Below are 11,816 nucleotides of genomic sequence, written 5' to 3'. Positions count from 1 at the left end.
CCGCCGCCCCCCCCGCCCGCCCCCCCCGCCGCGGGGGGCCGGGGGCCAGCAGGCCCCCGGGTGGGGTTCGGGGCTCCGCCCCGCTCCCTCACAACCGGGGCGGTATGCCGGGAGACGTTCGTCCCCGCCCGGCGCGGTGATGAAGAAAACGTCCACGCGCAGACCCACGGGCAGGTCGGCCGGCTCGTCCACGTCCACGAGGGTCTCCAGGATGCGGGTGTCGTTTTTCTCGGCCGGGTCGTCGGTGCGGACGTTTTTCTTGCCGAGGATGCCGGCCACCCGGGAGACGTGGCCGAGGAAGCGCCGGTCGCCGTAGGCTTCGGCCATGAGGATGGCTTTCTGGCCCACGGCGATCCTGGCGATGTCGCGTTCGTCCACGTCGGCGCGCACCCGCAGGCGGCTGACGTCGCCCACGGTGACCACGGGCGTGTCGAAGGACACGGAGACCATTTCCCCGGCCCGGCGGTGCTTGCGCAGCACCACGCCGTCGATGGGCGAGCGGATGACGCCTTTTTCGGCCAGGGCGCGGGCTTCCTCGAGCCTGGCCCGGGCCTCGCCCACTTCGGCCATGGCCCGCTTGACGTCTTCCTCGCGGGTGGGGTCGTCCACCAGGCGGAAGCGCTGGCGCGCGGCGTCCAGGCGTTCGGTGGCCACCCGGGCCTCCCGCTCGGCCCGGTCGGCCTCCTCCTTGGACAGCACCTCGCGCGAGAGGAGCCGGCGGCGGCGTTCGTTTTCCTTGCGCGCCACCTCCAGCACGGCCCTGGCTTCGTCCACGGCGGCCCGGGCCTCCCTGCGTTCCATGTCGCGGGCTCCGGCCACGGTCTTGGCGAAGGCGGCTTCGCTTGCGGCCAGGGTCTCCTCGGCGGCCTCCACCCGGGCGGGCAGCTCGTCGGCGGCCAGACCGGCCAACACTTGCCCCTGGCGCACCCGATCGCCTTCCTCCACCAGCACTTCGCGGATCTTGCCGGCCATGTCGAAGCCCAGGCGCATCTCCTCGGAAAGAGGCTCCACCCGGCCCGGCGCGGCCACCCAGGGCACGGCCTGGGGCGCGGCTGGCGCGGACGCGGGGGCGGGGGAGGAGGCCGCAACCTGGGGCGGTGGAGCCGGGCGGCTTTTGCCCGGGCCGCCGCGGGACATCCACCAGGCCCCGCCAAGAACCATGGCGGCGGCGAGGAGCAGCAGGACGAGGCGCTGGATCATGGCGTTTTTTCTCCGTTGGCGACGATGCGGCCGTCCTCGATGCGCACGACGCGGTCGGCGAAGTCGGCGATGCGCGGGTCGTGGGTGACGATGACCACGGAACTGCCCCGGGTGACGGCGAGTTCGCGCACAAGCGCGATGACGGCCCGGCCGGTCTCGGAGTCCAGGGCCGCCGTGGGCTCGTCGGCCAGGATGACGGCGGGCTCGGCCACCAGGGCCCGGGCGATGGCCACACGCTGCTTCTGGCCGCCGCTTAGATCCCTGGGCAGGACGTCGGCCTTGTCGGCCAGGCCCACGGAGGCCAGGGCGGCCAGGGCCCGGTCCCGGGCGTCGGTCCCGGAGACGCCGCGCAAGTCCAGGGCCACCTGGACGTTCTCCACGGCGCGCAGGGTCGGGAAGAGGTTGTAGCTCTGGAAGATGAAACCGATGTGGGCCAGGCGCACCTTGGCCAGCTCCCGTTCGGGCAGGCCGGCCGTGTCGCGGCCCATGACCGAGACGCTGCCGGCGCTCGGCGACAGGATGCAGCCCAGGATGGAAAGGAGCGTGGTCTTGCCCGAGCCCGACGGCCCCATGAGCAGGCAGACCTCGCCGCCGCGCACGGACACGTCCACGCCGCGCAGAGCCGGCACCTCCACCTTGCCCAGGGTGAAGGTCTTGGCCACGCCCTTGGCCTCGAGCAGCGTCTCCCCGGCGGTCATGTTCACGCCCCCCGGAAGACCATGGCCGGGTCGATGGTCGTTACCTTGCGGATGGAGACCAGCCCGGCGGTCACGCACATGACCACGGTGAGAAAGAAAAGTCCCACGGCCAGCACCGGCGGCAGCACGATGGAGGCCCCGCCCCGGGCGGCCAGATCCACCAGGAAGAAGCTGACCACGATGCCGCAGCCGTAGCCGACCAGGGCGGCGGCCACGGCCTGGATGACGATGATGCGATGGATGTAGCCGCCCGGCGCGCCCATGGCCCGCAGGGTGCCGAACTCGGCCAGATGGTCCATGGTGGTGGCGTACAGCGTCTGCGCCACCACCACGCCGCCGACCACGAGGCCGAGAGACGCGGCGATGAGCAGCGCCATGCCGGCCCCGGTGGTGAACATCCAGTAGTGGCGGGTCTTGCCGGCGAACTCCTCGCGGGTAAACACGTCCACGTCGCGCACGTTCCGCCGGATGGCGTCGCGAAGGGCCTCGACCGCCACGCCCGGGGCCGGGCGGACCAGGACGTAGGTGCACTGGCCGTCTTCCATGCCGGTGTAGCGCAGGGCGTTTTCGTAGGAGGCGAAGACGTAGGGCGAGGTGGTGAACGAGCGGATGCCCGAGGTGAGCGCCACGACCCTGGCCCGGCGGTCGCCGATCTCCACGGCCTCGCCGACGCCCTTGCCGCCCGCGATGCCGAGCTTTTCGAGGTAGAGCGCGTCCACGGCCACGGTGTCCGGGAGCTTCAGGGCCGCCATGGCCCCGGCCGGCACGTTCCAGGGCCTGGCCAGGCCCGAGCCCGGGTCGAAGCCGACGACTTCCACGGATTCGCGGCCGCCGGCGGGTTTTTTCCAGTTGGCGAAACGCACGATGACCCGCTCGGCCCGGCCCACGCCGGGAACGCCCAGGATCTGGTGGAACTTGCGCGGCGGCAGGGGGTGGGTGACGTCGAAATTGCGCACGCCGCGCGAGGCCACCCAGATTTCGGCCTCGGTATTGTCGATCACGCAGGTGGTGGCCTGGGTGAAGCCGACGAACAGGCCGCCCTGGACGGCGATGAGGACCACGGCGAAGACCACGCCGGTGAGCGTCACGGCCAGGCGCACACGGTCGTGCAGGAGGTTTCGCAGCGCGATGCGGATGGTCATGGGTTGCCGCCGCTTCGGCGCTACCCCATCCTCCTCTCCCCGTAAAGGGGCCGACGCACCTTCAGTTGACCGCAAACGCCCCGGCCGGCGGCCGCCAGGCAGGCATGTCCGCCGGGGCGGCCACGGGCGGCGGCCCGACCGCTTCCCTGGACCGGGGCCGGCCGTGCCGGTCCAGGAGCCGGAGGCCCTCCGGCGCGGGACGTCCGATGCGCCAGGGCGCAACGGCTAGTTGGCGATGCCGAAATCGATGAGCAGCTTTTCCAGTTCGTTGATGGACAGGGGCTTGGGCACCACGAACATTTCGTTTTCGTGGATCTTTTTCGCCAGGGCCCGGTACTCGTCGGCCTGGGCGTGTTCGGGGGAGTAGTCGATGACGGTCTTGCGGTGGATCTCGGCGCGCTGGACCTGGTTTTCGCGGGGCATGAAGTGGATCATCTGGGTGCCCAGGCGCTTGGCCAGCTCCTCGATCATCTCGCGTTCGTTGTCCACCTTGCGGCTGTTGCAGATGAGCCCGCCCAGGCGCACGGTGCCGGCGTCGGCGTATTTGACGATGCCCTTGCAGATGTTGTTGGCGGCGTACATGGCCATCATCTCGCCGGAGCAGACGATGTAGATCTCCTCGGCCTTGCCGTCACGGATGGGCATGGCGAAGCCGCCGCACACGACGTCGCCGAGAACGTCGTAGAAGACGTAGTCGAGCTTCTTGTCTTCCTGATAGGCCCCGAGCTGTTCGAGGAGGTTGATGGAGGTGATGATGCCGCGGCCGGCGCAGCCCACGCCGGGCTCGGGGCCGCCGGACTCGGTGCAGCGGGTGTCCTTGAAGCCGACCTTGAGGATGTCGTCGAGATCGACGTCTTCGCCTTCCTCGCGCAGGGTGTCGAGGACGGTCTTCTGTTGCAGACCGCCGAGAAGCAGTCGCGTGGAGTCGGCTTTCGGGTCGCAGCCCACGACCATGACCCGGTTGCCCATCTCGGCCAGGCCGGCCACGGTGTTCTGGGTGGTGGTGGACTTGCCGATGCCGCCCTTGCCGTAAATGGCGATCTTACGCATCCCTATGGACCTCCGAAACCTTTTGTATACAGATTTTCTACCGGCGGCGCCGGAAGGAGCGCGCGCAATTTTCGCCCCTTCCGAACGTCGCCCCCCTGCAAGAAGCTGCCGCAGGCAAAGCACGGCCCGTACCAGAGCAGAAATACCATGGCATACGAAGAAGTTACGCAAAAGCACGAAAATATTCGGATGCGTGCGAAAACAAAAATGTTTTAACGTAACGACATTTCTACAAATCGGAATGAACACCAATCATGTAAAAAAGGTGTTCGAGGAAAGTTTTGGACAACTCTCTCCTTGGTGTATCGACACACCTTCCATTATCGAGGCCATAACGAAAAAACAAAAACGACGCCGCCCGATGCAACGTCGTTTTTGCTGCCAAACACGGAAACCAAAAGCCGATCAGTCAAGAAGCGCGGGATGCCGCCGGCCAGGAGGAGGACGCCCCATCCGGCCGCATGCCCTGGTCACTGGGGTTGCCAGACTTTATTCAAACCTCGTGCCAAACTCCGGCAAGGCCCGGAGCAAGCCAGGCGCGGCCGGAAAACGCTTCGCAGTCGCCAGGCTGCCGACGCTGGGCCCACGTTTTCGTACGTTCCGGAACAATTTGGTAGGTGACCGCGACGTCCGCGTGTCGGAGAAAGGGGACGCCCGGCCGGCGGCGCCCCTGTCGGGACGCCGGAAAATCGGTCGACCCGACTTCCCCGGGCAGCCGGGAAATCCGCCGGTCTTCCATCGCCGGGCAACCACACGATGGGCGCGCCGGTCCGTTCAGCCTGCCCTGATGTGCGGGGCCTTACTTCGCCGGGCAGCCGGACACGATGGACGCGGCCAGGGCCGCCGCCTCGGGCACGGGGACGGTCTGGCCCGGGGGAAGGGGCTCATAGGCCGGCGCGGCCAGGGGGCAGGCGGCGTCGGCTCCGGCGCGGCCGAACCAGCGCGCGGCGACGGTCCGGGCCGCCAGGCTTCCCGCCCAGGCGTTGCCCTCGGGGCTCCAGTGCGTGTCGCGGCCGGAGTAGGTTCCGTGGCCGTCCGGCGTGGTCCCGGCCAGGCACGGCGTCAGGTCCAGGATGTCGTCCTGGGGCAGGCCGACAAGCCTGGCCAGTTCCCGGGTGACGCGGCCGGGCAGGCCCAGATCGGCGTCCTTGAGGTCCTTGCCGAGCGCCCTTGCGGCGGGCTCGCCCACCTGCGGCGACACGGCCCCCTCGGGCGGGGAGAGCATGACCAGCACCGGCTTGCCCGAGGCGTGAAGCCTGGCCGCCGTGGCCAGCAAGAGCTCGTACCAGGGGATGTCGTTTTCGTAGGCGAACATGGTGTCCGCGAAAAAGGGCTTCATGGTGGAGCGACGCTCCGAGGCCATTTGGTCCGGGGTCAGGGGCAGAAGCGACCGGTAGCGGGGGTCGGCCCCGTCGGGCAGGACGCCCAGGGCGTCGAGGTCGGGCAGAAAGAGCAGGCGTCGCAGCGCCTTGTCGCTTTGGAGCTTGAAGAGCACCTGGGCCTTGACGAAATCCATGAACCGGAACGGGTACTGGTGGGGCACCAGGGTGTAGGCCCCGTAGGCCATGCCCAGGCGGCACAGGTCGGCGAGCTTTCGCCCGAACGCGGCCGGGTCGTAGGGCGTTTTGCGCACGTCGTTGAAATCGTTGCCGAGATAGACGTTGAACACCACCGCGTCGTACTCCAGGGCCTGGCTCCAGAAGTAGAAGCGTTCGAGATATTCGGGAAAGGAGATGGAGGGAAAGCCCAGGTTGACCACGCGCACGCGGCGGTCGAGCCCCATGGCGTTGAGCTCCTTTTCCATGGCGGCGCACAGGCCGTACTGCGGCTGGGTCACGGAAAAGGTGAAGGAGTCGCCGATGGCCAGGATGCGGAACTCCCCCGGGGCCTTCTTCTTGGTCACCACGTCGCCGTGGTCGTTGAGAAGCATGGCCTCCAGGGAATAGGAATCGGCCTCCTTCCTGGCGTAGGAAAAGACGTGCTCCTTTTCGTAGCGGCGAAAGAAGAAGTCCACGACGAAGCACACGGCCACGACCTGGACCGCGACGAGGAGGACGATGCCGAGAAGGCGGAGGATACGGCGTTTCATGACTGTCGGCGCGGCAAGAGGGTTGGCCGTCCCGGCCGGCCCGGGAGGAGGCCGCACCCTACGCCGCGCCGGCCTGGCTGGCAAGAAGCAGGGGCACGTCGACGCTCACTGCTTGAGCAGCGCGCCCTCGCCGGCGAAAAAGACCGATCCCGCCGGCGGCGGCCCGGACGTGCCGCCCAGGGCGCTTCGCGCCTTGGCCGAGCCGAACAGGGTCCGGTAGCCGAAGGAGATGGCGTAGTCGCCGGCGGCGGTCCCGGCCGGGGACAGCACGAACTCGAAGGGCACCACCGCGTCCGGGGAAAGGGCCATGGCCGGAAAGGACTTCTCGGCCTTGGCCAGGACCTTGCCGGCCGGATCGCGCAGATAGGCGGCGAAGGTGATCTCCTCGGCCCGGTCCACCCAAGGGGGCAGGTCGCCGGCCACGGGCGTGGCCCGGCCGCGGATCACGTAGGCGTCGCCGGACAGCGCCCCGGTGAATTCGAACCGCCAGAACTTCATGGCGATGGTCCTGGGCTGCGCGCCGACGATGGGCCGCGACTCCAGGTGGGACACGGACAGCGTGGCGCAGCCGGCCAGCAAGGCCAGCAGGCAGGCCGCGAGGGCGGCCGGCGGCAACCGGAAACAAAGGCGTCGCGTCAGGCGCATCTTCCCCTCCCCCGAAACTCCTCGTGGCATGTCCTCGAAACGCATCCCCGGGCATGAACCAGCCCATTCAACGCACTGCATCAAAATACCGGCGCATCCTCCAAGGAACGCCACACCGGGCTATTTCCCGGGCGGGCCGGCCAGGAGCATCTCGGCCAGCGTCATGTCCACCTTCTCCGGCCGGCCGGGCCGGCTGCCCCACAGCTCCATCTCCAGGGCCGCCAGGCGCTTGAGCAGCGGCGTGCGGTCCATGGCCTTGAGGCCCGTCCCGTCGGCGGCCAGGCGCTGACACGGGCCGCAGCCCGGAAATTCGCGCACGCCCATGGGGCCGATGAGCACGTTGGGCACGCCGTGCAACCGGCAGATCATGAGCCTGTGGCCGTAGAGCCCGCACAGGCCGTCGTCGTTTACGGGACACATGACCCGGGGCGTCTCCCCGCGCGAGAGCGCCTCGCGACAGGCGGCGACGTAGTCCTTGGCCCGCTGCACGTAGGCCTCGCGGCGTGCCTCCGGCAGGGCGGCCAGGCCCTCGTGCAGGTAGAGCCATTCGGCGTGGGTGTGGTGCTGGAAAAAGCTCAGGCAGCAGTTTTCGGCGCAGCCGGCGCAGGAAAGCCCGGCCGCGGACGCGGCGGCCGCGTAGGCGGCGTCCATGTCGGCGTAGAGCTTGGCCAGCTTGGCCAGGACGACCCGGCGGCGCGAGGCGGGAAACGGTGCGGTCACGAAGCGATACCTTCCAGGATTTGATCGGCGCAGGCCTCGGGCGAGACGCCGCAACTCGTTACGGTCAGATCGGCGGCGGCGGCGTAGAGCGGCTGCCGCTCGGCGAAGACGTCCGGCAGGGTCAGCCCCGACGGCACGACGAAGGCGCGCTGGCCCGGGTCGCCCACCCGGCGCAGGAACGTCTCCAGGTCGATGGACAAAAAGACCAGCGGCCCGCAGGCCTTGAGCCGGGACACGGCCCTCGGGCCGTAGATGACCGAGCCGCCGGTGGCCACCACGCAGCGTTTGACGCAAAGGCCGGCCACCACGTCCTCCTCCAGGCGCAAAAAGCCTTCGAGCCCCAGACGGGCCAGCAGGGCCGACAGGCTGGCCCCGGCCGTGGCCTCGATGAGGCGGTCCGTGTCCAGCCAGGCCCAGCCCAGGCGACGGGCGAGCAGCGAGGCCAGGGTGGACTTGCCCGCCCCGGCCATGCCGATGAGGCTGACGCAGCCCTCGTCGGAGATCCGTGCCAAAAGCGATGGTTCCATGCGCGAGTCCGGCCTGAAGCGGCCTTGGCGACCCTAGCCTTTTTCGACGCGGATGCCTAGCCGGCCTTACGCGTTGTCAGAACCGCGCCCATTGGCTAAGAAGGTCCCGACGCGACGCCCGACCGGCGTCGCCGCCAAGGGGAGGCCATGTCCGACACCGCCATGCGGCTCATCGCCGCCTACAACGAGGAAGCGATCAGTCTTCGCGCCCGCTTTTTCAGCGAGAACGCGGCGCTCGTGGACAGCGCGGCCCGGACCATGGCCGTGTCCCTGGCCCGGGGGGGCAAGATCCTTTTCTGCGGCAACGGCGGCTCGGCCGCCGACGCCCAGCACCTGGCCGCCGAGTTCGTCAACCGCTTCGAGCTCGAACGCCCGCCCCTGCCCGCCGTGGCCTTGACCACCGACACGTCGATACTTACCGCTATCGGCAACGACTACGGCTTCGACCAGGTCTTCGCCAAACAGGTCCAGGCCTTGGGCCGGCCCGGCGACGTGGTGGTGGGCATCTCCACCTCGGGCAACAGCCCCAACGTCCTGGCCGCCCTGCGGGCCGCCCGGGAGAAGGGCTGCGTGACCATGGGACTGGCCGGAAAAAACGGGGCGATCGTCACCTGCTGCGACCTGGCCCTGCTCGTGCCCCACGAGCGCACGGCCCTGGTCCAGGAAGTGCACATCGCCATCGGCCACCTGCTGTGCAAGCTGACCGACCACTACCTCTTCGAGGCGGTCATGGAGCTCGAACCCTACCTCGAAGGCCGGTAAGCCGTCCGTCGTCGGCCATCTTCCCTTTCTTCAAGGAGTCTGCATCCATGCCCATTTACGAGTACACCTGCCAGAAATGCGGCGCGCAGTTCGAGGAGATCGTGTCCAGCTCGGCCACGACCTGCCCGCCCTGCCCCAAATGCGCCTCGGGCGACACCAAGAAACTGATGTCCGCCTGTCGAACCCGCACCGGCGGCGGACAGACCGGAGCCCGCACGGCCGCGCCCTCCTCGGGCGGCGGCTGCGCCGGCTGCTCCGGCGGCAGCTGCGCCACCTGCCACTGAGGCGGCCCTCCGAAGCAATCACCACCGGCCCGGATCGCCGACCGCGCCAGACGCGTCGGCCGGCGACCCGCAGCCGTGTGCAACCCACGCTCTCCGGCGTTCGGAAACCGCATGCGCGAAAAGCTCGTCATCGCCACCCGAGGCAGCAAGCTGGCCCTGTGGCAGGCCAACCACGTGTCCGCCAGGCTGCGCGAAGCCCATCCCGGCCTCGTCGTGGACCTGCTCCCCATCAAGACCAAGGGCGACAAGATCCTCGACGTGCCCCTGGCCAAGGTCGGGGGCAAGGGCCTGTTCGTGAAGGAAATCGAGGAAGCCCTCCTCGACGGCCGGGCCGACCTGGCCGTGCACTCCATGAAGGACGTGCCCGCCGAACAGCCGGAAGGATTGGTGGTCGGCATCGTGCCCGAGCGCGAAGACCCCTGCGACATGCTCCTGTCCGTGCGTTACGACTCCCTGGAAGCCCTGCCCGCCGGCGCGAGCGTCGGCACCTCCAGCCTGCGCCGCAAGGCCCAACTGGCGGCCATCCGGCCCGACCTCGCCATCACCGACCTGCGCGGCAACCTGGACACCCGGGTGGGCAAGCTCCTCGACGGGCTCTTCGACGCCATCGTCGTGGCGGCCGCCGGCCTCAACCGCCTGGGGCTCGCCGCGCCCAAGGCCGTGCGCCTCGCCCCGCCCCGCTTCCTGCCCGCCGCCGCCCAGGGGGCGCTCGGCATCGAATACCGCCTGGACGACCCCGAAACCGCCGCCATGCTGGCCTTTTTCGACCACCCTGAAAGCCGCGACGCCGTGGCCGCCGAACGCGCCTTCCTGGCCCGGCTGGAAGGCGGCTGCCAGGTGCCCATCGCCGCCCACGCCGTCATCGACGGCGACGGCCTCACCCTGTCGGGCCTGGTCGCCCACCCCGATTCGGGCGAAACCTACCGCGACGCCGTAACCGGACGCCGCGCCGACGCGACCGACCTCGGGCGCGCCCTGGCCGACGCCCTCCTGGGCCGTGGAGCCAAGGCCATCCTCGACGCCGTCTGCAAGGAAGTCGCCTGAACCATGTCCAGGAGCCTGCTGAAGAACCTGGCCTTCGGCCTTCTCGCCGTCGGCATCCTGGCGATGATGGTCGCCATGGCCACGGGCAGCCGTCTCAACGTCCATCCCGACGAGATGGACCACATCAACGCCGCCCGGTACTTCATCAAGTACTGGGACTTCCCGGCCATGGACGACCCCCGGCTGACCCACACCTTCAGCAACTACGGCATCAGCTACCTGCAACAGCTCGACATCGTCTATTTTTTCGCCGGCAAGTTCGCCAGCCTCATCCTGCCCCTGGCCGGACAGGACTATCTCGCCCTGCGCTTTTTCGACATTTTCCTCTTCGCCGTTCTCATGGTGCTTTTCCTGCGCCTGCCGGACGACCGCAAGATCGCCTTCGTGCCGCTTTTCATCACGCCGCAGCTCTGGTACGTCTTCAGCTATTTCAACGGCGACGCCTTTCCCACCTTCCTCACCTTCTGCATGGTCTATCTGACGGCCCGGCTCGATCCGCCCGTCACGCCGCTGCCGCTCTCTCCAAAAAACCAGGATACCCGACGCCTTCTCTGCATGGGTCTGCTGCTCGGCCTCGTGTGCATCTCCAAGCAGAACTTCTACGTCTTCGCCGCCTTCACCCTGGCCTTCTTCGGCGTTTGCGGCCTGCATGCCCGCAACATGGGCGCGGCCTCCAAGAACGCCGCCGTGGTCTTCCTGCTGGCCGCCGTCCTCTTCGGCGCGCGCTGGGGGCACAACGTCTTCCTCAACCGCACCGTCCGGCCGGAAGTGCCCACCCAAAACGCCGAAAAATACGCCCGCGAAGACTACAAACCCTCGGCCCAGGAAGCCGGCACCCAGTTCTGGGGCCTGCGCATGCGCGACCAGGGCCTTTCCTATCCGCAGCTCTTCACCGTTTGGACCTGGCACATCTGGTCGTTTCGCACCTCGTTCGGCGTCTACGACTACATGAAGATCTACGCGCCCTACATCTACTACCGCTACATGGGCTACCTGCTGTGGACCCTCATGGGAGCCCTGGCCCTGGCCCTCGTCATGCACGGCGGCCGCGGCGGCACGACAGGCGTGCTCGTCTTCCTCGTCTTCGCCGCCCTCACCGTTTTCCAGTCCACCTGGCACTCCTGGACCTCCGACTTCCAGGCCCAAGGCCGCTACCTCTTCCCCATCGGCGCCATGGCCGGCATGATGCTCGCCCGCTTCGCCCCGGCCGCCAACCGCACCCTGCCCGTCACCCTGCCCCTGGCCCTGGCCATGTGCGCCATGTCCATCTACTCTTTCCTCTGGGTCGGCCTGGCCCATATCCCGCGCTAAGGGCGGGGCGCGGCCCGGGATGGACGAATCGGGGCTTTGCCCCGAACCCCACCGGGGGGCATGATGCCCCCCGGACCCCCTCGGCGGCGTAGGCGGGCGGGGTTGGCTGCGGTCACCGGTGCGGTTGCCGTTGGCGGACCGAAGATGGGGGCGGAATTTGGCCTGCCGGTGCCGCCGCTGACGCGGCAGGCTCGACAGGCGAAATTCCGCCCCCAGGCCGTCGCCCCTGCGGGGCGAGATTTAAAGGAATTTTACTGACCTACTCTTAAAATGCGGCGCTTCGCCGCTGGCGCCCGTGGTCGGGGGAATTGGGCGGGCGGGGGGGGGCGGGGTTGCGGGCAGCG

Annotated in this window: 12 protein-coding genes; 4 read left to right on the top strand and 8 right to left on the bottom strand. The window is 68.8% G+C overall.

Going from position 1 to position 11,816, the window contains the following annotated elements; genetic code table 11:
- The 8 genes from Q1K70_RS12465 to thrB all read right to left on the bottom strand — a co-directional run.
- Nucleotides 1-1,200 (bottom strand): efflux RND transporter periplasmic adaptor subunit (locus Q1K70_RS12465; RefSeq protein WP_300159999.1); only part of this gene is annotated, 1,200 nt, incomplete at its 3' end.
- The gene (locus Q1K70_RS12460; RefSeq protein WP_300160001.1) at nt 1,197-1,898 is read right to left on the bottom strand and encodes an ABC transporter ATP-binding protein; all 702 of its coding nucleotides are present in this window, start codon (nt 1,896-1,898) and stop codon (nt 1,197-1,199) included. The genes Q1K70_RS12460 and Q1K70_RS12465, both read right to left, overlap by 4 nt.
- A 2-nt stretch (nt 1,899-1,900) precedes the next feature.
- Complete coding sequence (locus Q1K70_RS12455; protein ID WP_300159997.1) at nt 1,901-3,040, bottom strand: ABC transporter permease; 1,140 nt, start codon at nt 3,038-3,040, stop codon at nt 1,901-1,903.
- A 225-nt stretch (nt 3,041-3,265) separates the two neighbouring features.
- On the bottom strand, nt 3,266-4,090 hold the full coding sequence (gene nifH, locus Q1K70_RS12450) for a nitrogenase iron protein (RefSeq protein WP_300159995.1): 825 nt from the start codon (nt 4,088-4,090) through the stop codon (nt 3,266-3,268).
- Nucleotides 4,091-4,889: 799 nt separating this feature from the next.
- On the bottom strand, nt 4,890-6,179 hold the full coding sequence (locus Q1K70_RS12445; protein WP_300159994.1) for a hypothetical protein: 1,290 nt from the start codon (nt 6,177-6,179) through the stop codon (nt 4,890-4,892).
- Between the two features lie 105 nt (nt 6,180-6,284).
- Entirely contained in the window at nt 6,285-6,824 is a 540-nt protein-coding gene (locus tag Q1K70_RS12440) for a hypothetical protein (protein ID WP_300159992.1), read from the bottom strand.
- Between the two features lie 120 nt (nt 6,825-6,944).
- The gene (locus tag Q1K70_RS12435; RefSeq protein WP_300159990.1) at nt 6,945-7,544 is read right to left on the bottom strand and encodes a hypothetical protein; all 600 of its coding nucleotides are present in this window, start codon (nt 7,542-7,544) and stop codon (nt 6,945-6,947) included.
- Complete coding sequence (gene thrB, locus Q1K70_RS12430) at nt 7,541-8,071, bottom strand: homoserine kinase (protein WP_300159988.1); 531 nt, start codon at nt 8,069-8,071, stop codon at nt 7,541-7,543. The genes Q1K70_RS12435 and thrB overlap by 4 nt, the downstream gene beginning before the upstream one ends.
- A 147-nt stretch (nt 8,072-8,218) precedes the next feature.
- Between thrB and Q1K70_RS12425 the strand changes: the two genes are divergently transcribed.
- From Q1K70_RS12425 to Q1K70_RS12410, 4 genes are all read left to right on the top strand, one after another.
- Nucleotides 8,219-8,833, top strand: coding sequence for a D-sedoheptulose 7-phosphate isomerase (locus tag Q1K70_RS12425; protein ID WP_300159986.1), 615 nt, complete (start codon nt 8,219-8,221; stop codon nt 8,831-8,833).
- Between the two features lie 47 nt (nt 8,834-8,880).
- Complete coding sequence (locus tag Q1K70_RS12420; protein WP_300159984.1) at nt 8,881-9,117, top strand: zinc ribbon domain-containing protein; 237 nt, start codon at nt 8,881-8,883, stop codon at nt 9,115-9,117.
- Nucleotides 9,118-9,228: 111 nt separating this feature from the next.
- Nucleotides 9,229-10,161: a hydroxymethylbilane synthase gene (gene hemC, locus Q1K70_RS12415; protein ID WP_300159982.1), complete on the top strand. Its 933-nt coding sequence runs from the start codon at nt 9,229-9,231 to the stop codon at nt 10,159-10,161.
- 3 nt (nt 10,162-10,164) lie between these two features.
- Nucleotides 10,165-11,472, top strand: coding sequence for a hypothetical protein (locus Q1K70_RS12410; protein ID WP_300159980.1), 1,308 nt, complete (start codon nt 10,165-10,167; stop codon nt 11,470-11,472).
- Nucleotides 11,473-11,816: the final 344 nt, after the last annotated feature.

This window comes from Solidesulfovibrio sp. (assembly GCF_029978005.1).
In the GTDB taxonomy this organism is placed as follows: Bacteria; Desulfobacterota; Desulfovibrionia; order Desulfovibrionales; family Desulfovibrionaceae; genus Solidesulfovibrio.
This window is presented reverse-complemented; position numbering and strand designations above follow the sequence as displayed.

Excerpts from the sequence above, each read along its gene's own strand:
- Q1K70_RS12460 (WP_300160001.1), bottom strand. The coding sequence starts at position 1,898 with ATGACCGCCGGGGAGACGCTGCTCGAGGCCAAGGGCGTGGCCAAGACC.
- Q1K70_RS12455 (WP_300159997.1), bottom strand. The coding sequence starts at position 3,040 with ATGACCATCCGCATCGCGCTGCGAAACCTCCTGCACGACCGTGTGCGC.
- nifH (WP_300159995.1), bottom strand. The coding sequence starts at position 4,090 with ATGCGTAAGATCGCCATTTACGGCAAGGGCGGCATCGGCAAGTCCACC.
- Q1K70_RS12445 (WP_300159994.1), bottom strand. The coding sequence starts at position 6,179 with ATGAAACGCCGTATCCTCCGCCTTCTCGGCATCGTCCTCCTCGTCGCG.
- Q1K70_RS12440 (WP_300159992.1), bottom strand. The coding sequence starts at position 6,824 with ATGCGCCTGACGCGACGCCTTTGTTTCCGGTTGCCGCCGGCCGCCCTC.
- thrB (WP_300159988.1), bottom strand. The coding sequence starts at position 8,071 with ATGGAACCATCGCTTTTGGCACGGATCTCCGACGAGGGCTGCGTCAGC.
- Q1K70_RS12425 (WP_300159986.1), top strand. The coding sequence starts at position 8,219 with ATGTCCGACACCGCCATGCGGCTCATCGCCGCCTACAACGAGGAAGCG.
- Q1K70_RS12420 (WP_300159984.1), top strand. The coding sequence starts at position 8,881 with ATGCCCATTTACGAGTACACCTGCCAGAAATGCGGCGCGCAGTTCGAG.
- hemC (WP_300159982.1), top strand. The coding sequence starts at position 9,229 with ATGCGCGAAAAGCTCGTCATCGCCACCCGAGGCAGCAAGCTGGCCCTG.
- Q1K70_RS12410 (WP_300159980.1), top strand. The coding sequence starts at position 10,165 with ATGTCCAGGAGCCTGCTGAAGAACCTGGCCTTCGGCCTTCTCGCCGTC.